Here is a 22890-nt window from a genome sequence, read left to right on the forward strand (position 1 = left end):
ACCACGATCGCGACGGTTACTCCGTCTGCAACATACATGGGCCCAAAGACATCCGGTGAGGAGAAAGGAGGATACTATGCGTTATTTTATCGTGGATGATGATCCTGGCGTTCGTTCAATGCTGATGGACATTATTGAAGACGAGGGATTGGGAGAGATTGCCGGAGAAGCGGAGGATGGCGCTCACATTCATGCGGAGCTGCTAGAACTGCAAAAGGTGGATGTGCTTCTGATTGATCTGCTCATGCCCCATCGGGACGGGATTCAGACCATACGGGCATTGGAAGGAAGGTTTGAAGGCAAGATTGTGATGATCTCGCAGATTGAATCGAAAAGCATGATTGGCGAAGCCTATTCGCTCGGCATTGAATACTACATTACAAAGCCGATTAATCGGCTGGAAATTCTGTCCGTCCTGCGTTTGGTTGACGAACGTCTGCGTATGCAGCAATCCATTCAGGATATCCAGCGAACATTGCAGGGATTAACCGGGCTTCCATCTGCCGGACGCCATGCTGCATCTGTTCCGAGCAAAACGATTGCAACAGCAGGGCATTTCCTTCTGTCCGAGATGGGCATGATCGGAGAAGCGGGCAGTAAGGATCTGCTGGACATGCTGAAATATCTGGAGCAGATCGAAACAGAGGATCAGACACTGTCACCGTATATGTTCCCGTCGCTCAAGGATATCTTTCAGAATATAGCTGTACGCAAGCTGGGAACGGATGCCTCCGCTACGGAGATCACCAAAGAGGTCAAGGCTTCCGAGCAGCGTGTTCGCCGGGCGATATTCCAGACATTAAGTCATGTGGTCTCACTGGGATTGACGGATTATACGCATCCCAAGTTCGAGAATTACGCATCGAAGTTCTTCGACTTCACCGAGATTCGCAAGAAAATGCTGGAGCTGCAAAACAATGTGGAGCCTTCCCTGTCCCAAACCCGAATTAACACCAAAAAGTTTGTCCAAGTGCTGTACATGGAAGCCAAACGGCTTTTACACTGAACAATTCCGCCAAAATACATGCGGGCATGAATGAACAGGAATGCAGCAGTTTAGCAATGGATGCTGTCCTTCCTGTTATGTTCATGCCCGCATCGTCGTATGTACTCATCTATGGTTGTCCCGATATAGGAATCTTTAATTTCTTGTCTGGCTTCGATTCATTCGATTGTATTCGTTAATCAACTCATCCAATGCCATGGACTGCCTTATGACATCCGGATGCCCAAGCCCACCCTCGTGATGTTCTACCAACATATGAAGGTTATGTCTGGCTTTCTCGATTTGATTTTTCAACTCCAAACTCATAACCATGCCCGTGACCTCCTTATTTCTGTGTTATATTTTAGTTTTTACTGTCAATCTATAGTTGGATTAACATTTGGCATAGTCGGCATGGATGTTTTGTATTCTCCCCCAGATTTTGAAAGTCATGAATGTTGATGATTGCATCAAGATGAAAAATCCGTGATACTATGCCTTTTATGCAGGTTATGTGCTATTTTGCATCCATGTTTTCATTCGATCGCCTGCTCTTCACAAGATTGTGTCTTTATTGTGTATTTTGGAAAATGAACGATAAAAAACACCCCTCTTGTATGCAAGCTAACCAGTAGAAGTTAGCCTCTGTGCCATAGAGAGGTGTCCAATCGATCAGATTATCGGATTATTGAGTAACCTTTATTTTGATCACTTCGCTTGTTGCTGGGCCACTTTCATTGATCCATTCCACATGGTACTCTTATTCGTCTGGAAGAGCGATCAGCAATTACAGTTGTGGCGGTCTGTGCATTAGGCGATGCCGCAGTTAGCTGCCATTGATTTCTAACATAGTCTTAACAGCAGATCTTTCCCTCTCTTCAAGGTGAACAAATTCCTTTTCATAACCGGGCCATTCAGGTACAATAGGGCGATGTGTGTGTCCGGACCCGGCGGATACGAAAGTTTATAGAGGATCGTATCCCGTATACCATCCTGATTTGATATCATTGGAGGCTCATCAACACCATGCAAACCGATTCACGGACTCAAGTTAAAATCATAAACGCCGATCCCAGCGCGATGGGATTATTTGGGCTGGCTATCGTGACCCTGGTCGCTTCCTCCCAGAAACTCGGAATTACGGACGGACTCAGCTACGCGATCCCATGGGCGATTTTCCTGGGAGCATTTGCACAGCTGTTCGCCTGTATCCAAGACTCCAAACGCAACAATACATTTGGGACAACCGCTTTTGGTGCATACGCATTCTTCTGGTTTGCGATGGGTGCCAATTGGCTGATTAAAATGGGCGTGTTTGGTTCCACTCTGGCAGAACAGGCCGATGGCAAGCAGCTCGGATTTGCCTTTGCCGGATACCTTGTGTTCACTTTATTCATGACGCTGGGCGCTGTGGAAGCCAACAAAGTACTGCTCATCATCTTCATTCTGATTGACTTCCTGTTCCTTGGCCTGACGTTTGATGCTTTCGGCGTGGCTCCTCATATCTTCCATACCATTGCAGCGTATGCAGAAATGGGTATTGGAATCGTGTCACTCTACGGCACCGGAGCTTCGGTATTGAACGCTCACTTCGGCTATACGTTTCTGCCTATCGGCAAACCGTCCGGCATTTTCAAAGCCAAGGCTTAATATACTGCAGTACCAAACCGCCCGCGCGCCGGTTGCCGGGCACCTATACTAGGAATAACACTAATAGACGATAGACCTGGCACAGATCTGCAAAGATGCAGCAGCCATGGGGTCAGGAGGAAGAGAAAATGAGAGAGACACCCAAACCTACGGAGTCTGAACAGGTGGAGAAGAAATATGTGCGCGAAACACGCTGTTTCAAGACCGCACGGGTATTCCCGACGGATGTTAACAACCATAATACTTTATTTGGCGGCAAGCTGATGTCCTACATTGATGACATTGCATCCATCGCTGCTTCCAAACTATGCCGGGTAAATACAGTAACGGCTTCAACCGATTCAGTCGATTTTCTATATCCCATTAATCCAACGGATTCCGTCACGCTGGAATCATTCGCAACCTGGACGGGACGCAGCTCCATGGAGATTTTTGTAAAGGTTATTCGCGAGGACTTGAAGACAGGGGAGAAAAAAATTGCCGCAACGGCATTTCTGACCTTTGTGGCCTTGGATGAAAATAATCGCAAACTCATCGTTCCCCGAATCATTCCGGAGACGGAAGAGGAGAAGAAACTATACGAGACCGCTCCCGATCGGGCGGCCATGCGGAAGCAGCGGCGGGAAGAGAGCAAAAAATTCGCTGACTTCCTTACCGTTACCTATCCTTGGGAGTAATTGAAACATTATCTGGATGTAGCCGGATACGTGGACAATGCTCTGCTATCCGGCAATTCTCCGCCCATGGAGACAGTCCATTGCTGATACTTCCGATACGCCGCTCCGCTCTCAAGCAGACTCTGGCAGGTGTATACACCCTCTTCAATCGAACCAACGCGGCCTGTCACATACAGACGAAAGCCAGCGTTCAGCAGGACCTGGTTCACAAAGGCGATATGCCCCTCTCCGCTCAACACCGATTCTGCCACTTCCAGCTGCTTGGCAGCCGTCCATGCCACCTCGGGTACAGGTATATCCAACTCGTAAGCTGCAGGGTCCACCAATTCCAGTTTCGTATCCCCGTTTTCCACAGCATATACACGTGTAGGTCGGTCAATATACAGGTCTTCCGAACCTTCCATCCCCTGTACCACGTAAGCCCGGCGGTATTCAAAGCGGGTAAGCAGCTTCGCAATCCGATCCAGAAACGTATTATGAAATACACCGAAAACAAGATAAGGCGAATGGTTAAAATCGATCAGCTTCTCAGCCGTATTAAAAACCGTACGGAAGCCAAGTTCCTCACGCAAAGGTCTTAGCTGCCGAAGCGGAGCACACCATTCTTCAGAAGACACATACATGACACCTGTCCTCTGCGCAGCAATCCTGGCATCCTCCCGATCCATTTTCGTTGTATCAATACCTGATTCCCTCAGCAGCATAGACAAGGTTACCCCCCATTTGGGTGGTAACGGCTCACTTCCATGCAATGTCACCGGAACCCCGGCTGCTGCCAATACAAAGGCAACCGGAAAAGTAGCCATAAACGATTTGGTTCGTCCGTCATAAGGGCCTGCGCAATCGAGTCCATCCTGAAATACGGACAGGCGATCCGCACTGTTCCGGCATGCATGGACGAAGGCTTCCAGCTCCTCGACATTTTCCATCTTCATCCGTTCCGCCATCAGAAAAGCAGCTGTCTGAGCAGGCGATACCTCCTGTCTCAAAATATGCTCGGCAACAGACAGTGCCTCGGCATAATTCAGATCACGCGAACCGCGTTTTCCACGTCCAACCTCCCTGAGAATCTCAGACATGTCCATGATGCGTCCTCCTTTCGATTAAGACTGGAGCAGCTGATGCGCCTTAACAATTGCTGTCGCTACATCCACCATTCGTTTGCGTTCATCCATCGCTCTCTTGCGTAACAGATCGTAAGCTTCCGATTCGGAGATCTGCTTCAAATCACATAAAATAGCCTTCGCCATGTCAATCCATTTCCGATCCTCAAGCCGGGACTGCAGCTGTTTTCGCTCCTGCTCCCACTGCTTGCGTTCCATGTACCGCTTGGCTGCAAAATGCAGTGTCCAGTGAATTTCAGGTCCAATCATGGATGGAGTCAATATTCCGTCCAATGAAGCTTCCACCTCGCAGGATTCCACCGAGGAAGAGGCTGTATCCGGTGCGCACCACCATAACAATGGGGTGTTCGTTTTCCCCTTTCCCAGGCAGCGTACCCAATATTCCACATCGACCAGTGACAGATGCAGGATAGATGCCTCTGCTTCAGCAGACAGTTTCAGTGCTTCTGTTTCGCTGGCTGTCACCTGCACATGGTACCCGTTTGCCCCAAGCAGTCTCTCAGGTGTAAGAGGGATTGCATCGGATGAGGCAGCTATCGTTGGTTCTACACGGATGACCAATAAAGATCGCATGATGGATCAATCCCTCCCTTAATGCATAGACAGAATTAGTTAACTTAAGCATCTAAACATAACAGCATGATTAGATGTCATATAACCTAACAATATCTTAAGGTGAAAATATACAAATTTGAACTTGATTATGCATTTCGGTAACACATATGCCGGATCACTATAATGTTTAGAGGGCTCTCTTCCTAAGTTCCGTACTGTTTACTTGCCTCTTAAGTATGCTTCTTATCTCTATAACCTTCGTATTATAAGTTTGTGCGCTAAGGTTCGATCCATCCGTTCGTTGTTCGGCCCTTATTTCCATTACACACATGTAAACATAATTAACTTCAAATTTCAAATACTTTTTTATGTTAACTATATTGACATGGAGAGAAGGATCTTTTATAGTTAGGCCATAACAACTCCATATTTGAATCGATCACAGTTACAACGGCGTAGCTGGTTGAAACGGCAATGAAGCCTGTTTTGCAATCTCGGATCAAGGGAAGCGTATGCATATACGCAGTCCTCCGAGGCATGACAGGCTTTTTCTATTTTTCTGGAACGAGGCAAGGGCATTTCGCAGAATGGAACCAAGGGGGCTAATCACAATGAGTACAACGAAAAAACTGGTGCTGGTCGGCAATGGTATGGCAGGTATTCGTACAATTGAACATATTCTAAAACTTGCTCCGCATGCTTATGAAATTACGGTTTTTGGTGCTGAGCCGCACCCCAACTATAATCGCATCATGCTCTCCTCTGTGCTGGCAGGCGGCACGAGCATTGAAGATATCGTAATCAACGAATGGAGCTGGTACGAAGATAACGGCATTAAGGTATACCCAGGTGATCCTGTCATTCGGATCGATGCCGAGCGCAAGGAAGTGGTCTCCCAGGCAGGTATCCGTGCGTCTTACGATGAGCTGATTCTGGCAACGGGATCACAGGCATTCATTCTGCCTTTACCTGGAGCAGACAAGGAAGGTGTCATTGGTTTCCGTGATATCAAAGATTGTGAGACGATGATGGCTGCATCGCAAAAGTATCGAAAAGCGGCCGTGATTGGTGGTGGATTGCTTGGCCTGGAAGCCGCGCGCGGTCTGCTCAATCTGGGGATGGATGTCACGGTTATTCATATTAACGGCCATCTGATGGACCGGAATCTGGATCTGCCTGCAGGCCTGATGCTTCAGCGGGAGCTTGAAGAGCAGGGTATGAAGTTTCTTTTGAACAAACATACCGAAGAAATTACAGGCAAACATCGCGTAAAGTCCCTGCGTTTCACCGATCAGACAGTGCTCGAAACCGATCTGGTTGTTATGGCCGTCGGCATTCGTCCTCAGGTTGAGCTGGCCCGTCAGGCTGGGCTGAACGTGAGCCGCGGTATCATCGTTGATGATTACATGAATACCAGTATCCCTGGCATTTCGGCGGTCGGTGAATGTGCGGAGCACCGCGGCATTGCGTATGGATTGGTGGCCCCATTGTATGAACAGGGGATGGTCCTGGCCAAACGTCTGGTGGGTGCAGCGACGGAAGGATATGAAGGGTCTGTGACTTCGACCAAGCTGAAGGTTTCCGGTGTAGATGTGTTCTCCGCAGGACAATTCAAGGATGCGGCGGATACCCGCAGCATTCGTATACAGGACGACGTGGACGGAGTCTACAAAAAGATGGTCATGAAGGACGGCCAGCTGATTGGAGCTGTACTGTTCGGAGATACAACAGATGGCGCCTCCCTCTTCTCCCTCATTAAAAGCGGTGAAAACATTAGTGGACGCGAAAAGGAAATTTTGCTTGGAGTATCGGCCGGAGGTTCAGGATCTGGTCCATCGGCAGCTGAGCGCATGGCAGCCATGCCAGATGATGAAATTGTCTGCGGTTGTAATGGTGTCACCAAGGCTGCCATCGGTGATGCGGTACTGAACAAGGGATGTAACACGCTCGGTGCCATCAAGTCCTGTACCAAAGCTTCTGCGTCCTGTGGAGGATGTAAACCGATTGTGGAATCCCTGCTCGTCCATTATGCAGGTGATGCAGTTGGTGAACAGGTGAAGGAAGGCATCTGCGGCTGTACCTCCTATGATCGCGACGAAATCGTTGCCCAGATCAAGGAGATGGGATTGAAGACGGTCAAGGAAGTCATGAATGTACTCGGCTGGAATGAACCTGAAGGCTGCTCCAAGTGCCGTCCGTCCCTCAACTATTACCTCGGCATGATCTGGCCGGCCGAATACGAAGATGAACGGGTATCCAAGTTCACGAACGAACGCTACCACGCCAATATTCAAAAAGACGGAACGTACTCGGTCATTCCCCGGATTTACGGAGGTGTTACTTCTCCAGCCGAGTTGATCAAGATCGCCACCGTTGCCGAGAAATATGATGTGCCGATGGTGAAATTCACAGGCGGACAACGGCTCGATTTGCTCGGTGTACAAAAAGAGAATCTGCCGAAGATCTGGGAAGAACTCGATATGCCGTCCGGATTCGGTTATGGCAAGGCACTTCGAACGGTGAAAACATGTGTCGGCAACACCTTCTGCCGATTCGGAACACAGGATTCCATTGAGATGGGCATTCGTCTGGAGAAAAAACTCGACAAAATGGTTGCTCCTGCCAAAGTGAAGCTTGCTGTCTCCGGCTGTCCGCGGAACTGTGCAGAAGCCACCATTAAGGATCTGGGTGTCGTTGCGATTGATGGGGCATGGGAACTGCATGTTGGCGGTAACGGCGGGGTCAAGGTCCGCGCAGCGGAATTGCTGTGTACGGTCAAAACGGATGCTGAAGTGGAAGAGTGGACCTATGCATACCTGCAATACTATAGAGAGAACGCACGCTGGAATGAGAGAACAGCAGCCTGGATTGAACGTGTCGGTCTGGACCATGTGAAGAAGGCACTCGAGGACCGCGAAGAGCGGCTCGCTCTGGTCGAACGGCTTGAACTGACACTTGGCCGCACGGTTGATCCTTGGAAGGAAATCATTGAAGACGAGAAACTGCGCAAAAACTTCACCCCACTCGCTGGCACACAGCCGGCAGCCCACTAGAAGAGGAGGATCAGCGATGAACCGATTGCGAATTGGACACCTTGCGGATATTGATGAAAAGGGAGCTCGGACGTTTATGGTATTGGATACCGAAATTGCCGTCTTCAAACTGAGTGACGGGAGTCTGCACGCCGTCGAAAATCGCTGCCCTCACAAGGGCGGCAGGCTTTCGGAAGGCATGGTATGCGGAACGGCAGTCCATTGCCCGCTGCATGACTGGAAGATCGATCTCCGGAGTGGCAAGGTATATGAACCGGATGACGGCTGTCTAAACACTTATAAAACCGAAGTGGATGACAACAGCGGAGAAATCTATATCACCATTGCAGGTTAAGTCTTCATATTGGAGAGTGCCTGACACATCATGAATCAAGGAGGCGTACGCTATGGATTTTGTTAAACCTGCAGAAGTGCTGCAATCAATGGTCGACGCAGGCGAGAATAAAGCCAGAATGAATCGGGTCCAGATGTTAATCCGTGGTTTCCTGGCTGGAGCGATTCTCGCATTTGCCACAACGCTAGCGTATACCGCTGTAGCTCAAACTTCCGTTGGTTTGGCTGGTGCGCTGATATTCCCGGCAGGATTCGTGATTATTGTCCTGCTCGGGCTTGAGCTGGTGACAGGCAGCTTCGCCATGATTCCACTCGCTGTGATGAAACGCAGAATCACCTTCATGGATATGCTGCGCAATTATACATGGGTCATTGCAGGCCATCTGCTTGGATGCCTGTTCTACGCTCTGTTATATGAACTTACGCTGACGAAGATGGGAACAGATATGAGCAGTCCGCTCATCCAAACTCTGATCCAGACCAGTGAGGCCAAGACGCTCGGGTATCAACACCTGGGCGGCGCAGGCATTGTTCTTGTCATCATTAAAGCCATCTTGTGCAACTGGATGGTCACGCTCGGTGCAGTCATGGCGATGACATCGACCTCCACGCTCGGTAAAATTGCGGCCATGTGGCTGCCCATCATGATATTTTTCGCTCAGGGATTCGAACACGCTGTGGTGAACATGTTTGTTATACCTGCAGGGATGATGCTTGGTGCTGATGTCAGTATCGCTGACTGGTGGTTATGGAATCAGATTCCGGTGCTGCTTGGCAATTTCATCGGCGGTGCCATATTCACTGGGTTAGGATTATATGCTGCACACCGCTGGGGAAGCTCAGTTCCAATGACCTCCAAGCTGGCAACCATCCATGGCGGTCGTTCAGGAATGGCGAATGCAGAGTCCTCGTCCAAACTGGGGACACGGTCATGAGCCGGGGCCTGGTAAGTATCATTGGCGCCGGTCCTGGAGATCCGGAACTCATTACCGTGAAAGCTCTGAAACGCATCCAAACGGCAGATATCCTCTTGTATGACCGACTTGTGAATGATGATTTGCTTGCGGAAGCTCCTGAAGCAGCACTCCGGATCTATTGCGGGAAAGCCCCCGGACTTCATTCCATGAGTCAGGAGATGATTGGACGGCTGCTGGTTGCTCACGCTGCGGAAGGCAAACGGGTTGTCCGGCTCAAGGGCGGTGATCCGTTCATCTTCGGACGCGGAGGTGAAGAAGCACTCGTGCTGGCACAGGCAGGGATCCCCTTCGAGGTTATCCCCGGTATTACTTCAGCTGTGGGTACATCTGCTTCATCCCTGATTCCATTAACCCACCGGGGAGTGGCTTCGACCTTTGCATGTGTGACTGGCACGGGGAGTGATGGCCGTGTATCATCCGTTCGCTGGGATCTGCTCGCCCACAGTGTGGATACTTTGGTGATCTATATGGGGATCAGCCAGCTGCCCCTCATTCAACACGAACTGCTGCAATCCGGCAAAAGCAGCTGCACACCAGCAGCCCTGATTGAACGCGGAACCACCTCAGAGGAGCGAATCATTACTGGCACGCTGGGCCAGCTTCATGCCCTCTCCCTTTCGGAAAAGGTGAACAATCCCGCGCTGATCATTGTCGGCGAGGCTGTTCTCGTACGCGAACAATTGCTTCAGCTCCAGCAAGCAGCCGATGCTTCCATGACGGGATAGCTGCCCGTATACATCTTTCTAATCCAACAGCATACGCTCGTGAATGGTCCGACCCTTCTGCCCTGGTTCAATCAGCAGACGGGTCGGTTTGATGTTGATCAATGCCGTCAACTGTTCCCCCATATAATGTGCAGAATACTTGAACCCAATTTCCGCCCAGTGCATGATGACACCGACCGTAGCCGATATCAGATAACTCAGCATAATATCGTAATTAATGGTGTACTCGCTATCTTCAGTTACCAGCACAAAATCCTCGGTTAAATACGCGCGGAACATATTGCAGAGTCTTAAACCCATATCACTATGCATCGTGATTAAGGCACGGAAGACGTCCTGGTGCGCTTCGATATATTCGAATACCGGCATCGTAGAAGGCAGCAGTCCGGTCATATCCACTTCCTTTAATTCAGCGTACGGTTTGGCGTAGGCTTGGCCCACTCCCTGCATGAAATCCTCCAAAATGAATTCAAGCAGCTCCGGTTTGCCAGGAAAATGCAAATAAAACGTGCCCCGATTGTAGTCTGCCCGCTCGGTGATGTCACGGATTGTGACGGCATCAGCTCCCTTTTCCAGTATTAAAGAAACCGTCGCAGCGATGATCGCATCCTGTGTTCTTCGTGCTCTCCGGTCCTGAGGGTGTTCGATAATCAACATTTCCGCCTCCTTTGTCCATTATTGTAACCTAAATAAACACCGCTTACATCTGTGTCCGATAGCAGACATATACGCTGTCAATGATTATTGTCACATGACTATGTATATCTTAACATTGAGACAGGAACGATAGACGACAGGTTGCATCTTTTTTTTGATGAACACCTGCCAATACAAATAAGGGAGCGGATTTTATCATGAGTACATCCTATACACATACAGCGGTTATTACAGGGGCTGCCGGAGGCATCGGTAAAGAATTGGCACGCCGACTTGCTGAACGCAAAATCAATCTGGTTTTGGTGGACCTGAACGAAGAAGCGATCCAGCAGACGATTACAGACCTCAACCTCGACAAAGAGCACGTGATTGCTGTAAAAGCAAATGTATCCCAGGAAGCAGACGTGAAAAACTATGTACAAAAAGCACTTGATGCCTTTGGCAGAATCGACTACTTTGCCAACAACGCCGGTATCGAAGGTCCAACGGGTCTGATTGAAGATCTGAGCGTTGAAGCACTGGATATGGTATATAACGTTAACGTTCGTGGCGTATTCTTGGGTCTGCAAAACGTCATTCCGGTCATGAAAAAACAAAAATCCGGTGCGATCCTGAACACGTCTTCCCTCGCAGGTCTGATGGGTGCACCTGCTGTATCTCCATATATTATGTCCAAACATGCGGTGGTTGGTCTCACTCGCACAGCAGCGAATGAACTTGCCCCATACAACATCCGGGTAAACGCTGTATTGCCCGGAACCATTAACACTCGCATGATGCGCCAAATCGAAGCAAACTCCGGCAACGTAGAAAATTATCAGGATGCTACCGTAGCCAGCATTCCGATGGGCCGCTATGGCGAACCAGAAGAAGTAGCTGCCGTGATGAACTTCCTGTTGTCCGAAGAGGCTTCCTATGTAACAGCTTCCCTCTACACGGTAGATGGCGGTATGATGGGTCAATAATATTCGCGGTTACCACGCGGAAAAAGGAATCCTAAAGGGTACCTGCTGATCTTCAAATATAAGATAACATAAGATCTAAAACAAAAGGAGCCTGTTACCAGGCTCCTTTTTGATATCCCACAAAATCCAAACTACCGATTAAGTCGTTTTAATCCACGTATCCTGCATGGCCCTTTTCCATTAAATAGTCCATTTCAGCATCCAGAATGCTTTCCACGGTCAACTCATCCAGCTTCACATCTTTACGACCAAGAATGTAGTCAGCCAAGTCATCACCGTCAATATCAACGTCTTTACCTTTGGCATTTTCATGCGCCTTGTTGATGTACGCCTGCTCATGCTTCAGCACAAGAGCAATATTCGCTTGGCTTGCCTTAGTCTTCTCCGCAATATATTGCATCATTTCCTGCTCATTAATGGAATTCGTTTCAGTCACGTTCAGTTCAGCTCCTCGGTTCATACATACTGTTGCCATTGTAGCATAGGTTAACCCATATCAGACATGCCTTATTCGGATCTAGGTTAAACGAACGTAGAACGTTGCCCCTTCGCCCACCACACTCCGGGCATAGATCTGACCTTTATGCTGGTCCACAATGGAACGGGCGATGGCCAGACCGAGGCCGTGCCCCCCATGCTTTCGGGCTCTGGAGGCATCCGTGCGATAGAAGCGATCGAAGATACGATCAAGATGCTCCGGTGCAATGCCTTCCCCTGTATTGGAGACCGCAAGCACCACCTCATGATTTTGTTTCTTCAACGATACATTGACCGCGCCTTTGGCTCTGGAATATTTCACGGCATTATCCAGCAGAATCAGAATGACCTGCTTGATCTGTTCGCTGTTGCCATGGACCATGAGCTGCGGCTCAATGCTGTAGTCCAGGGATATATTTTTCTCAAAAATAACAGCTTCCATCGTCAAAATAATGGTTTCTACCGCATCACTCATATCAAACTTGGAATGGATCATCGTGGAACGTGAATCGTCAATCTCGGTCAGATATAACAGATCGCTCGTTAACCGGGACATACGCTCTGTCTCCGACTTGATGTAATGCAGCCATTTGGCCTGGCTATCAATCGTATCCTCGCGATTGGCGAGCAGTACATCGGTGTTCGTATTAATGATGGCCAGCGGTGTTTTCAGCTCATGGGAAGCATCGGCAATGAACTGCTTTTGTTTCTCAAAAGCTTCCTTGACCGGCTTAATGGAACGATTGGCAAAATATCGGCTCAGGAAGTAGATCACAATCAGCATGACCAGTCCTACAATGGCAAATGTATAGATCAGATTCGTCAGAATGCCCTGTTGGGCCGTCACATCAATGAACACAATCATATGCCCATCGCTGCTCGGGTCGATTACATAGGCCCAGTTTGTGCCATCCAGCGCAAATTGTCCAGTCTTACGCTCCGTATGACCAGCCTGATCTACCTTCTCCAGTGCTTCTGTGTAAAACGTATCTTCCATACTAAATCTGGAGTGGGTATCTGTAATATTCCATGCATTATCGGTCTTGATCATAAATGATACGGAACGTCCCGGTGGTGAATTGGGATCTCCTCCAGGTCCGTTTCCTTGAACTTCCGATCGAGGTTCACCGGATTTCGTCTCATCTGTGCGCGGCATGTTGGATGAGTTATATGGACCATGATAGAAATCTGATACCTTGAACAGCTCCATGTTGGTTTCCCGCTGTACATTCTGATACGTAATAATGTAGATTGTCGCAAACGCAACCAGCATCATGATGGAGATGGACACCAGGTTGACGACCAAAAACCGATTTCGGAGTTTCTTAAACATCAGGACGTCACCTCAAGTACATAACCCACACCCCGAATCGTATTAATGCGGACGGAGGAGTTGAGGAAGGTCAGTTTCTTGCGCAAAAAGGAGATGTACACCTCCACGTTGTTATATTCCACCTCTGAGTCGAAGCCCCACAGCTTCTCGATAATCTGCTCTTTGGAAGTGATGGCCTGTTTGCGGGTAATCAGCAGTTCCAGCAGCTCATTTTCTTTTAGATTGAGTTTGATCTCCTTGCCCTGCACGGTCAGCTTTAGCTGTGTCGTATTGAGTTCGATGTCACCAAACTTCAGCCCATCCTCTGGCACAACCTCGCCCTTTCTTCTAAGTGCTGCCCGAATCCGGGCAAGCAATTCCTCTGTCGCAAAAGGCTTCGCAATATAGTCGTCCGCACCCGTATCCAGTCCGGCCACCTTGTCCGAGAGCTCTCCCTTGGCCGTCAGCAGAATGACAGGTGTATGGTTTCCCTCACTGCGCAGCTTCCGCAGCACACTGATTCCATCCATCTCCGGCATCATGATGTCGAGCAGAAGAAGATCGTATATACCGCTTAGCGCATAATCCAGTGCTGATCTGCCGTCATGGACCATGTCCACGGAATAATTGTTTTTCTTCAATATCTGGGATACGGCCTCTGCCAAATGAACCTCATCTTCCGCAATTAATATTCTCATGATTAACTCATTCCTCTGCCTTGAATTGTTCGTCGCAATTTTATTTTATTATATCAATCATTCTACCTGTGGAACCTTGAATCAATCTTAATTCATTAATTCCACGAGAACTATTATAGGAAGGTAAAAAAAGATCAACGGAATGTAAAATCATTTAAGATTCATTCAAGGTTGGCCCTCTAAGATACAGACATGGAAGCAATACACGATGAAATGAAACACAACATAAACCACTAACGAAAGGAATGATTCTTAAATGGCGATTGAAGTATTCAACCGATATGAGAGCAAGTACCTTCTGACCGATCAACAGTATGAACATTTCTACAACGATCTGCTGAAGTATATGGAACTGGATGCGTACAACAAGAAACACGAGTTCTACTCCATCAGCAACCTGTACTTCGACACTCCGCAGGATTCCCTGATCCGCGCCAGTCTCTCCAAACCGAAGTACAAGGAGAAGCTGAGACTGCGGGCTTACGGTGTACCTGAAGAGAATGCCAAAGTGTATCTGGAGATCAAAAAGAAAGTGTTCGGCCTGGTGAACAAAAGAAGAACGGCCCTGATGCTGGACGAAGCATATGAATTCGTTCGCACGGGACAGGCACCTGAGCTGCAGGATTACATGAACAAGCAGGTTGTCGAGGAAATCAAATATTTCCTCCGCCTATACGACCTGGAACCAAAGGTGTATCTGGCCTATGAACGCAAGGCCCTGTTCGATAAGAACAGCCGCGATCTCCGCATTACCTTTGACACCAATATCCGCAGCCGCAGATATGATCTGAAGCTGGAGCAAGGGGATTACGGCGAGCCTCTGGTGGAAGACGGTCGCTGGCTGATGGAAGTAAAGGCGGAAAAAACCGTTCCGTTCTGGCTATCCCAGCTGCTGTCGGAGCACGGCTTGTACCGTGTCGGCTTTTCCAAATACGGCAACGAATTCAAACGCCTCGTTAGAACGACGAACCTGAACTACCAAGGCGAACGGACTCTCGTTCCGGGTACTGACTTCGATCCAGCCATAAAACCAAACAAAACGATCATAGAAAGAGAGAGTGTAGTATATGCTTGATTCCATTTTCAGTTCTGCATTAACCGACACGACGCTGACATTCAGCAGTGCCGTGATTACGATTGGCCTAGCCATCCTTATGGGTGCGATTATCAGTCTCACTTACATGAAAACCAATGCAAACACATACTCCCAGAGTTTCACGTTAACCATGGTTGTCCTGCCCGTTATCGTTGCGATCATCATTCTGCTGATCGGCAGCAACGTGGCCCGTGCCTTCAGCTTGGCTGGTGCCTTCTCGATCATCCGGTTCCGAAGCGCGCCCGGTGATCCAAAAGATATCTCCTATGTCCTGTTCACCATGGCTTCCGGTCTTGCCTGCGGCGTCGGTGCCTTCGGATACGCGATATTGTTCACCATCATCTTGTGCGTACTGATGTTTGTTCTGAGCTATTTCAAATTCGGAGCCAAAAAGAGTCAGCAAAAATTGCTTAAAGTCACCATTCCTGAAAACCTGAGCTATGAAGAAGCTTTTGATGAAGTATTCAAAAAATTCAATGTGGATTACCAGTTGAACAAAGTTAGAACAACCGAACTCGGCAGCCTATACGAACTGGTCTATCTGGTTCATCTTGGCCAACACGTCAATCAGAAGGAATTCCTTGATGCCGTCCGTACACGCAACGGTAATCTGGACATCTCCTTAAATATGGCACCAACACCGGAATATTAATTCGAAGATATTTTACAAATAGAGAGGAACGATCATGATGAATAAAAAATGGATTGCAGGCAGCAAATTATGGTCCGTAGCAATGATTACCGCAATGGTTACCGCATGCAGTGCTCCTGCAGCGACCAACTCCACCGCTAATGCCGCAACATCAACGACGGGTACAACCAAAACGGTATCCGTCAGTGAGCAGACCTCTGTTAAATATGCAGACTTGGTTTCCATGGATGCAGACGATACCAATGTAAGTTGGAGTGAAGCCGACTCTACAACCATTAAGCTAAGCGGAAAGACAGCGACCGTTACTGGTTCCGGAGCCAAAGCGGCGAACGGCTCGGTAACGATCTCCGAAGCAGGTACTTATGTACTTAGCGGCGAACTGACGGACGGCCAGATCATAGTTAATGTAACCGACAAAGGAACGGTTCACCTCGTCTTATATGGAGCAACCATCCACGATAATGACAGTGCAGCCATCTATATTCAGGAAGCAGGCAAAGCGGTTATTACCCTGCAAGAAGGAACCGAGAACGCCGTTTCCGATGGCAAAACCTATGTATACGCTGATGACACAACGGATGAGCCTGATGCAGCCATCTTCAGCAAAGCGGACCTGACCTTTAACGGCACAGGCAAACTCACCGTTACAGGTAACTACAATGAAGGGATCACAAGTAAGGATGATCTCAAAATTGTAAGTGGCACCATCAACGTCAAAGCAGCCGACGACGGTATCAAAGGTAAAGATATGCTCGCGATTCAGGAAGGCACCATTACGGTTGATGCAGAAGGTGACGGTATTAAATCAACCAATGATACAGATGCTGAAAAAGGCTTCGTCGCCATTGCTGGCGGTACATTCAATATTCAAAGCGGAAACGACGGCATTCAGGCCGAGACTGCGCTCGTTACGGATGGTGGCACATTCAACATCGTAACTGGCGGCGGCAGCGCCAATGCACCAGCGAAAGCAGAAGAAGGTCCATTTGGCGGCGGCTGGGGTGGTGGAACACCTCCAACCGACATGGGTACTCCACCAGATGGTGAACCGCCTGCTGATATGCCGGCAGCGGATGGAACGAATGCCACAGGTGCAGCACCGGCAAGTTCTGCTGATAAGGCATCGACTACTGCTTCGGATGCAGATGCTGCGGCAACAACTACAACAGAAACAGAATCGACAAGTGCCAAAGCACTTAAAGCAGGGGCAGATCTTACCGTTAACGGCGGTACGTATACCATTGATTCCATGGATGATTCCCTGCACAGCAATAGCAATGTAACGATCAACGATGGCAAGATTACCCTTGAATCCGGCGATGACGGCATTCATGCTGACTTGGCGCTGACCATTAACGGTGGAACAGTTGTTATTGCGAAGAGCTATGAAGGGCTTGAAGGAGCATCCATTACACTGAATGATGGTGATGTGGACGTAACTTCTTCAGATGATGGTGTCAATGCTTCAGGTGACATCACTGCAACAACTGAGGATGCTGCCGCAACGACAGGAGAAGACAGCACTCAAGCAGCAGACACAACTGCAGCTTCCAACATCTCTGTAACAGAGACGACAGGCACAACATCAACTACGGATCAAGCAGCTCAAAGTACGGACGCAAATGGCAATACTCGTCCACAAGGTAGCGCCCCAGGAGGTATGCCAGGTGAATCCGCTGGAAACAGTGAACTTCATATTAACGGTGGATCCCTTACCGTCAATGCAGACGGTGATGGACTTGACTCCAATGGTTCCATCTACATGACTGGCGGAACCGTAATTGTGAACGGTCCAACCAATGATGGCAATGGCCCGCTCGACTATGATGGCACATTTGAATTGAGTGGTGGTTACCTGATCGCAGCCGGCAGCTCCGGTATGGCTCAAGGTACATCGGACAGTTCAACTCAAAATACGATCGTCATGACATTCCCTGAAACGCAAAACGCAGGAACTCTGGTTCATGTACAAGACAGCGATGGCAACAGCATCCTGACCTTTGCTCCGGCAAAAGATTATCAATCGGTTGTCATCAGCTCTCCTGATCTGAAAGAAGACGGCTCTTATGAAATCTACTCCGGTGGAACATCAACCGGCTCAGCTGCAGATGGCCTGTACACAGACGGTACGTACAGCGGCGGCACCAAAGTAGTTGCTTTCCAATCCACAAGCAACGTCACTTGGGTGAATGAATCCGGTGTAACGACTGCCAATACCGGTATGGGTGGTCCGGGTGGAGGCCGCGGCCAAGGTGGATTCGGCGGCGGAAGAAACAGAACGCAATCCGGAACATCAACAGAAGGCACAACTACAGATGGAACAACTACAAGTACAAGCACGACGGATTCCACAAAATAATAGACATAACAAAGAAGAAGCTGGTGCTAACGCATCAGCTTCTTCTTTGATTCACTAAAATACATAGACGTATACCTTCGTACGCAAAGTATCCCTACACGTAATCGTTCGGAGAGGCACCTTCCCCGGCAGTGCGAAACAGACACTAATAACCCGTGCTCCGGGCGGAAGCTCCCGGGTAAACTTGTCGACGAGCCTGGCCATGGCTCCGGGATACAAATAACAAACCACACCATCTGCATGTTCATAGGAACTATGATAGATATCCCCGCGTACGAAACGCAGTCGACCTTTCATTGAATTGCGGACGCCATTGGCTCTCCTGAATCCAATCATCATGCTGGACATGGCTTGCGAAAACCAAAGTGGAATAAGCGAATTCTCAATCCCGGTTATCCGCTTGCCCGGACAATGACGGACGATGTCCATTCCCAGCGTGCCCCAACCGGAGCCGGCCTCAATGATATCACCATAACCAGGGATGCGGCCTATCTCCTGGATGACCACCTGCCTGACCATTCGGGACGTGGGCATGGGTGATATTCCATTTTTCCAGCTGACCAGCACAATGGCTACTACGGCGATCAGTGTTACCACGGCAATCAGCCATGGAATGATTTGAACGATCAACATGGCCTCATCCCTTTGTTCATACAGACTGTTTACATCATGCCACCCATTACGTTAGGCACATGAGACTTCATGTATACACCCTTTTTGTAGACGGATTTAATCGTAAAATGAACACCCAACTTGCGATTGGTCCGATAGATCAATGAATTAATCTCATCGATCCCTACCGAATCACTCTCCAGCATGCTTCGTTCAGGCCATACTTGGCCGACAATCTGCTCTCTCGTCACAAAATGATCCAATTGACTATACAGCAGCTTGAACAGCTGGAACTCCTTCTTCGACAGCGGGATTTCCACCTCGCCAATCTGTACGGTCTGCAGATGATCATGTACCCGGACGCCCTCGCCGAGCAGGTCGGATATACGGTATTCACGCGTTTCTTCGAGATCACCTTCCATGCGAAGCTGGATCAAGCCATTGACCATGGTCAGGCTGTCTCCTTCGCCAAACGGGTATTTCTCATAGGGAACGAGCCGCTGCCCGTTTAATTCGGTTCCATTTTTGCTATCCAGATCCTCAATCCACAGCTGATGCTGTGCATCATAATGAATGCGGCAGTGCCGCTTCGATATCAGCTGATTATACACGGACAAGTCCGATTCACCGCCACCCGTGTAACGTCCCACCGTTATGGAACGACCCAGGCTTACATAAGCAAATGAACCATCGCTTTCCTGCCCAGGTGTACGAATGACGATTTTTGCCGTCTCCCGCATGTTAATCTCCCACCTTCGAATTTCGCTCGATCTCTATGACTTGTTCATGAATAATGATAATTTCATCAGATTTGTTCCATTGTTTGCATTCCTGACGATTTATATAGTGTATACAGGTATCGTTGTATGCTTTTCTCTACTATACCAGACGTTGTGCCTTTTTTCTCATAACGGTCTTCCATCCAGCTTAATCAACAAGAGAGGTATCTTACATGAACAAAAAGAACATTTTCATATATGTGCTGCTCGCCTTTGCCCTGTCCATTACATTAACCGTACTGTCACGAATGACGGATGAACCCGGAGAATCGCTAAACAGCACACCCGCTACCGAAACATCATGGCTGCATCTGAACACCCAGCCATAGGCTTATTCTATTATAACGCGGTCTATGTAAAAAACGTTTCACCAATGTCATAATCATCATGATTATAAAATAAGAGTCTCTGCTCGCCTATCGCGCAGACCTACATGAAGAAGCCCCTTGAACGCTGACAGCACAGCGGCAAGAGGCCTGTTTGGTTTCAATAGGAAAAAAGGGATTATTGCCTGGCATTTGTTTATATTCAGTACTTTTCTTCCTCTTCCTCAGACCGATCCGGCTCTTCCGCCCGCGATGTCTCTCTGGCCTGAACCTCCTCCATTCTGCTGGATACCTTCTGATACAGATAGGAAATGCCCAGCAACAACACACCGAAGCTAAAATAGGCGATAATTTTGCTGCCCGTTGTCAGCAAACTGACATCGTAGAACACCATTTTCCCCGTGGAGAACAACGTCAGGCCCAGTCCGAGACGACGAATCATGACGTACCTTCTTCGGAATCCATATGCGATGTACAGGATGGCGAGCAGCAGGTATACCAAACTGAACATCAGACCAATATCTCCCCACTGGAACTGTACTGTCAGAAAGACGGTGATGACACCCAGCAGATAAACGCCTGCAATGACGGGATACCACTCGACACTTTTGAACTGCCCGCGTATGCCTGCAATCAACAGATCTCTTCCCGCGAAGAATACACCGACATTAAAAATAATCAGAACCAGCAGTCCCACAATCTCTGCTGCCGAATGCTGCTGAACTCCCGGCTCAAGTGCCGGCATGGATAACGTTACTGCCAGTGCAATACAGCAGCCTGCTGCATGCAGAAAGGTTGTGTAATACTGCACAATCCGGTCATGGAGTACTTTTGCTTTACTTAACCCATACGCCAGTGCGATAGTCAGTGCAGCGAACATCAGCCATTTGTAGAACAAGTAAAGCAAGAACGTCCCTTCGACCGCACGGGTATACAGCTCATTCGATTCGTACAGAACGTACAACCACAGATTGCCGAGGGTAGCGTATTTGAATATATTCAGAGTGCCAAGTTCCAGCACACTGTGTTGAATCTTGGCTTTGGACAATAACCCCCTGCCAACCATGGCATAATACAGGGTAATGAATAGGGCACCCAGCGTAATGCAGGAGTATTTTAGCATAAAATAAGACTGCTCTCCCACCATGTACAACACCAGCACATCATAATATACGAAGGTGAACACGCACAGAAGCACAACGCCCCATCCCGCACGTTCAACCGACCTGAACCGCTTCAAATGACCCAACATAACCAGCAGAATACCCTCGATGAGCCAGCCCATGGACAGCCACTTCGCCCCAAACTGGAACGGGATCATCAGAATGGCAAAGGTCAGGGATGTGATGTAGAACAAAAGCAGCGTTTGCTTCTCCTGAACCATATTGCGCTGTACCCATCGGGCAAGCCCAAAATAAACCAGGCAGAATATAAGCGCCAGCAAGCCTTGCGCGTCATCCCAGCCTTCGGCGTCAAAGAGCACATACAGCATCAGGCAGCTGATGCTTGTATTCATGGCCAGCAGGGCAAAGTCCCACCAGGTCAATTTCACCCGATGCTTGAATGGATACGCGAGGGTAATGCCCAGATACAGCGCAAACGTAACAACAGCATATCCCATGCCCACAACGTGGCTTGGCGAAAGCCACAAAAGGATTAACATGGACGGTGTATTGAACAGAAAACTGATGTAATGCACGATCGGCCAGCGTTTGCCGAAGGATATGAGTACAATAATGCCGTTAAGCAGCAGCAAATAAATCATGGCCACGTACACAGAATTTCCGCTGAGACCGAAGTAGGCCATATACGAGAACAGGGGCAGATAACCACCCACCAGACCCAGCGAGCAGATCGTCCTGGACTGATATCTTAGTGACAGCAGGACAGACACCGCCGAAACGAGCACAGAAAGTCCAAGACCCGTATATAAACCGATAATATGGAGCAGAAAATAACTGTAGAAAATGGAGCCGAACAGAACGGAGATTCCGCCGCCAAGCAATCCCATTGCAAATGTCCGATGCTTGCGCCGAAACAGCCACTCTCCCCCGGCAAGCATCAGCACACCAAGCAGAAAGAAGGCGCCGCCTTTCATCTCATCATTGAACCAGGTAGAGTACGAATACTGGAATGCTGCGCCAACGCCGAGAATAATAAGCAGAATGGCAACCTTATTGATCCAGCTTAGTCCAATCTTCATCTCCATTCGGTTCTGGCGAATCCGGCGCTGAATGGTCTCTTCACTCAAGCCTTCCTCCGCCATATGTTCGTAGCCATGCTTCATCTGCTGACGTACCGCTTCTTCCCGTTCCCATAGCGTTTGTCGGTGTAATTCGATTCGTTCCTTTACCTCTGCAGCCAGATAAGCAATTCTCTCCTTAAACTCATCGGCATCTCCCTGAAGCTCTTCTGAAGCTTTGTTGAATAAGGCATTCATGTTTATTTTGGTACGATGTTCATGAGCTTCCAGCCGGTCATTATGTACACCCGTCTTTCCGCGAAAGTACGTCTCCATCTTCTCCTGTGATACCCTAATGAGGTTCAGTTTCTCATCCAGCATCTGTTCGGATAGAGCCATTCGAAGACGGGCATTCTCCTCCTCCATCTTGCGTGCACGCGTCTCCAGCTGATGCAGCTTCTGCTTATGAGCTTCAACCTGCTCATGAAGCTGTTCATTCTGCACGATCAGGTCATCGGACTGATAGTCCTGAAGCAGGGAGTTGTATTCTTTCACCAGCTGCCTCTGCTGTTCCTGAACCTGGCGAAGTCGATCTTTGAAGTCCTTCATAAGCTTCCTCCGTTGGTCGATGTTGATTTGTTTCCCTATATTTTACTATAGATATGCGATAAAATGAGCCAAAAGTTCGTTATATCC

General features: G+C 48.7%; 22 protein-coding genes. 12 read left to right on the forward strand and 10 right to left on the reverse strand.

Annotation, left to right across the window (positions count from 1 at the left end; all coding sequences use genetic code 11):
• Nucleotides 1-76 precede the first annotated feature (76 nt).
• Nucleotides 77-1006 carry a response regulator gene (locus HP552_RS18680; protein ID WP_175396902.1) on the forward strand — a complete coding sequence of 310 codons (930 nt, stop codon included), beginning with the start codon at nt 77-79 and terminating at the stop codon, nt 1004-1006.
• 135 nt (nt 1007-1141) lie between these two features.
• On the opposite strand, the gene HP552_RS18685 is transcribed toward HP552_RS18680, so the two are convergent.
• Nucleotides 1142-1318 carry an aspartyl-phosphate phosphatase Spo0E family protein gene (locus tag HP552_RS18685; protein ID WP_175396903.1) on the reverse strand — a complete coding sequence of 59 codons (177 nt, stop codon included), beginning with the start codon at nt 1316-1318 and terminating at the stop codon, nt 1142-1144.
• Between the two features lie 693 nt (nt 1319-2011).
• Here HP552_RS18685 and HP552_RS18690 point away from each other — a divergent pair.
• The gene (locus tag HP552_RS18690; protein ID WP_175396904.1) at nt 2012-2635 is read left to right on the forward strand and encodes an acetate uptake transporter; all 624 of its coding nucleotides are present in this window, start codon (nt 2012-2014) and stop codon (nt 2633-2635) included.
• Nucleotides 2636-2799: 164 nt separating this feature from the next.
• Nucleotides 2800-3312, forward strand: a complete 513-nt coding sequence (locus HP552_RS18695) for an acyl-CoA thioesterase (RefSeq protein WP_175397085.1) — start codon at nt 2800-2802, stop codon at nt 3310-3312.
• Between the two features lie 8 nt (nt 3313-3320).
• Here the strand turns inward: HP552_RS18695 and HP552_RS18700 are convergent, their stop codons facing one another.
• The gene (locus HP552_RS18700) at nt 3321-4397 is read right to left on the reverse strand and encodes an anthranilate phosphoribosyltransferase (RefSeq protein WP_175396905.1); all 1077 of its coding nucleotides are present in this window, start codon (nt 4395-4397) and stop codon (nt 3321-3323) included.
• 18 nt (nt 4398-4415) lie between these two features.
• Nucleotides 4416-5009 (reverse strand): ANTAR domain-containing response regulator, encoded by a 594-nt coding sequence (locus tag HP552_RS18705; RefSeq protein WP_175396906.1) that lies wholly within the window; start codon nt 5007-5009, stop codon nt 4416-4418.
• Between the two features lie 593 nt (nt 5010-5602).
• Between HP552_RS18705 and nirB the strand changes: the two genes are divergently transcribed.
• Genes nirB through cobA form a run of 4 tightly spaced genes read left to right on the forward strand, consistent with a single transcriptional unit; the run spans nt 5603 to nt 10079 of the window.
• Complete coding sequence (gene nirB, locus HP552_RS18710; RefSeq protein WP_175396907.1) at nt 5603-8044, forward strand: nitrite reductase large subunit NirB; 2442 nt, start codon at nt 5603-5605, stop codon at nt 8042-8044.
• Nucleotides 8045-8060: 16 nt separating this feature from the next.
• A complete protein-coding gene (nirD, locus tag HP552_RS18715) occupies nt 8061-8378 on the forward strand; it encodes a nitrite reductase small subunit NirD (protein ID WP_175396908.1) in 318 nt (105 codons plus the stop codon).
• 52 nt (nt 8379-8430) lie between these two features.
• On the forward strand, nt 8431-9312 hold the full coding sequence (locus tag HP552_RS18720) for a formate/nitrite transporter family protein (protein ID WP_175396909.1): 882 nt from the start codon (nt 8431-8433) through the stop codon (nt 9310-9312).
• Entirely contained in the window at nt 9309-10079 is a 771-nt protein-coding gene (cobA, locus tag HP552_RS18725; protein WP_175396910.1) for a uroporphyrinogen-III C-methyltransferase, read from the forward strand. Before HP552_RS18720 ends, cobA begins: the two co-directional genes overlap by 4 nt.
• An 18-nt stretch (nt 10080-10097) precedes the next feature.
• On the opposite strand, the gene HP552_RS18730 is transcribed toward cobA, so the two are convergent.
• On the reverse strand, nt 10098-10736 hold the full coding sequence (locus tag HP552_RS18730; protein ID WP_175396911.1) for a TetR/AcrR family transcriptional regulator: 639 nt from the start codon (nt 10734-10736) through the stop codon (nt 10098-10100).
• A 197-nt stretch (nt 10737-10933) separates the two neighbouring features.
• Here HP552_RS18730 and HP552_RS18735 point away from each other — a divergent pair, with 197 nt between their 5' ends.
• Nucleotides 10934-11701 (forward strand): SDR family NAD(P)-dependent oxidoreductase, encoded by a 768-nt coding sequence (locus HP552_RS18735; protein WP_175396912.1) that lies wholly within the window; start codon nt 10934-10936, stop codon nt 11699-11701.
• Between the two features lie 148 nt (nt 11702-11849).
• On the opposite strand, the gene HP552_RS18740 is transcribed toward HP552_RS18735, so the two are convergent.
• The 3 genes from HP552_RS18740 to HP552_RS18750 form a co-directional block, all read right to left on the reverse strand.
• On the reverse strand, nt 11850-12104 hold the full coding sequence (locus HP552_RS18740; protein WP_376768967.1) for a hypothetical protein: 255 nt from the start codon (nt 12102-12104) through the stop codon (nt 11850-11852).
• Between the two features lie 114 nt (nt 12105-12218).
• Nucleotides 12219-13511 (reverse strand): sensor histidine kinase, encoded by a 1293-nt coding sequence (locus HP552_RS18745; protein WP_175396914.1) that lies wholly within the window; start codon nt 13509-13511, stop codon nt 12219-12221.
• On the reverse strand, nt 13511-14188 hold the full coding sequence (locus tag HP552_RS18750; protein ID WP_175396915.1) for a response regulator transcription factor: 678 nt from the start codon (nt 14186-14188) through the stop codon (nt 13511-13513). Before HP552_RS18750 ends, HP552_RS18745 begins: the two co-directional genes overlap by 1 nt.
• 256 nt (nt 14189-14444) lie before the next feature.
• On the opposite strand from HP552_RS18750, the gene HP552_RS18755 reads away from it, so the two are divergent.
• Genes HP552_RS18755 through HP552_RS18765 form a run of 3 tightly spaced genes read left to right on the forward strand, consistent with a single transcriptional unit; the run spans nt 14445 to nt 18295 of the window.
• Entirely contained in the window at nt 14445-15263 is an 819-nt protein-coding gene (locus HP552_RS18755) for a polyphosphate polymerase domain-containing protein (RefSeq protein WP_175396916.1), read from the forward strand.
• Nucleotides 15256-15936, forward strand: coding sequence for a DUF4956 domain-containing protein (locus tag HP552_RS18760; RefSeq protein WP_175396917.1), 681 nt, complete (start codon nt 15256-15258; stop codon nt 15934-15936). The genes HP552_RS18755 and HP552_RS18760 overlap by 8 nt, the downstream gene beginning before the upstream one ends.
• 34 nt (nt 15937-15970) lie before the next feature.
• Nucleotides 15971-18295, forward strand: coding sequence for a carbohydrate-binding domain-containing protein (locus HP552_RS18765; protein WP_246310954.1), 2325 nt, complete (start codon nt 15971-15973; stop codon nt 18293-18295).
• A gap of 54 nt (nt 18296-18349) precedes the next feature.
• Here the strand turns inward: HP552_RS18765 and HP552_RS18770 are convergent, their stop codons facing one another.
• Both HP552_RS18770 and HP552_RS18775 read right to left on the reverse strand, forming a co-directional pair.
• Complete coding sequence (locus tag HP552_RS18770; protein WP_175396918.1) at nt 18350-18928, reverse strand: class I SAM-dependent methyltransferase; 579 nt, start codon at nt 18926-18928, stop codon at nt 18350-18352.
• A gap of 29 nt (nt 18929-18957) precedes the next feature.
• Complete coding sequence (locus tag HP552_RS18775; RefSeq protein ID WP_175396919.1) at nt 18958-19647, reverse strand: FHA domain-containing protein; 690 nt, start codon at nt 19645-19647, stop codon at nt 18958-18960.
• Between the two features lie 212 nt (nt 19648-19859).
• On the opposite strand from HP552_RS18775, the gene HP552_RS18780 reads away from it, so the two are divergent.
• Nucleotides 19860-20015, forward strand: a complete 156-nt coding sequence (locus HP552_RS18780; RefSeq protein ID WP_175396920.1) for a hypothetical protein — start codon at nt 19860-19862, stop codon at nt 20013-20015.
• 199 nt (nt 20016-20214) lie between these two features.
• Here the strand turns inward: HP552_RS18780 and HP552_RS18785 are convergent, their stop codons facing one another.
• A complete protein-coding gene (locus HP552_RS18785; protein ID WP_175396921.1) occupies nt 20215-22803 on the reverse strand; it encodes a DUF2339 domain-containing protein in 2589 nt (862 codons plus the stop codon).
• Between the last annotated feature and the right edge of the window lie 87 nt (nt 22804-22890).

This window comes from Paenibacillus xylanilyticus, assembly GCF_013359935.1.
Taxonomy (GTDB): domain Bacteria; phylum Bacillota; class Bacilli; order Paenibacillales; family Paenibacillaceae; genus Paenibacillus; species Paenibacillus xylanilyticus.

Excerpts from the sequence above, each read along its gene's own strand:
- cobA (WP_175396910.1), top strand. The coding sequence starts at position 9,309 with ATGAGCCGGGGCCTGGTAAGTATCATTGGCGCCGGTCCTGGAGATCCG.
- HP552_RS18690 (WP_175396904.1), top strand. The coding sequence starts at position 2,012 with ATGCAAACCGATTCACGGACTCAAGTTAAAATCATAAACGCCGATCCC.
- HP552_RS18705 (WP_175396906.1), bottom strand. The coding sequence starts at position 5,009 with ATGCGATCTTTATTGGTCATCCGTGTAGAACCAACGATAGCTGCCTCA.
- HP552_RS18780 (WP_175396920.1), top strand. The coding sequence starts at position 19,860 with ATGAACAAAAAGAACATTTTCATATATGTGCTGCTCGCCTTTGCCCTG.
- HP552_RS18765 (WP_246310954.1), top strand. The coding sequence starts at position 15,971 with ATGATGAATAAAAAATGGATTGCAGGCAGCAAATTATGGTCCGTAGCA.
- HP552_RS18785 (WP_175396921.1), bottom strand. The coding sequence starts at position 22,803 with ATGAAGGACTTCAAAGATCGACTTCGCCAGGTTCAGGAACAGCAGAGG.
- HP552_RS18760 (WP_175396917.1), top strand. The coding sequence starts at position 15,256 with ATGCTTGATTCCATTTTCAGTTCTGCATTAACCGACACGACGCTGACA.
- HP552_RS18685 (WP_175396903.1), bottom strand. The coding sequence starts at position 1,318 with ATGGTTATGAGTTTGGAGTTGAAAAATCAAATCGAGAAAGCCAGACAT.
- nirD (WP_175396908.1), top strand. The coding sequence starts at position 8,061 with ATGAACCGATTGCGAATTGGACACCTTGCGGATATTGATGAAAAGGGA.
- HP552_RS18680 (WP_175396902.1), top strand. The coding sequence starts at position 77 with ATGCGTTATTTTATCGTGGATGATGATCCTGGCGTTCGTTCAATGCTG.
- HP552_RS18745 (WP_175396914.1), bottom strand. The coding sequence starts at position 13,511 with ATGTTTAAGAAACTCCGAAATCGGTTTTTGGTCGTCAACCTGGTGTCC.
- HP552_RS18740 (WP_376768967.1), bottom strand. The coding sequence starts at position 12,104 with ATGATGCAATATATTGCGGAGAAGACTAAGGCAAGCCAAGCGAATATT.
- HP552_RS18730 (WP_175396911.1), bottom strand. The coding sequence starts at position 10,736 with ATGTTGATTATCGAACACCCTCAGGACCGGAGAGCACGAAGAACACAG.
- HP552_RS18755 (WP_175396916.1), top strand. The coding sequence starts at position 14,445 with ATGGCGATTGAAGTATTCAACCGATATGAGAGCAAGTACCTTCTGACC.
- HP552_RS18770 (WP_175396918.1), bottom strand. The coding sequence starts at position 18,928 with ATGTTGATCGTTCAAATCATTCCATGGCTGATTGCCGTGGTAACACTG.
- HP552_RS18750 (WP_175396915.1), bottom strand. The coding sequence starts at position 14,188 with ATGAGAATATTAATTGCGGAAGATGAGGTTCATTTGGCAGAGGCCGTA.
- HP552_RS18775 (WP_175396919.1), bottom strand. The coding sequence starts at position 19,647 with ATGCGGGAGACGGCAAAAATCGTCATTCGTACACCTGGGCAGGAAAGC.
- HP552_RS18700 (WP_175396905.1), bottom strand. The coding sequence starts at position 4,397 with ATGGACATGTCTGAGATTCTCAGGGAGGTTGGACGTGGAAAACGCGGT.
- nirB (WP_175396907.1), top strand. The coding sequence starts at position 5,603 with ATGAGTACAACGAAAAAACTGGTGCTGGTCGGCAATGGTATGGCAGGT.
- HP552_RS18735 (WP_175396912.1), top strand. The coding sequence starts at position 10,934 with ATGAGTACATCCTATACACATACAGCGGTTATTACAGGGGCTGCCGGA.
- HP552_RS18720 (WP_175396909.1), top strand. The coding sequence starts at position 8,431 with ATGGATTTTGTTAAACCTGCAGAAGTGCTGCAATCAATGGTCGACGCA.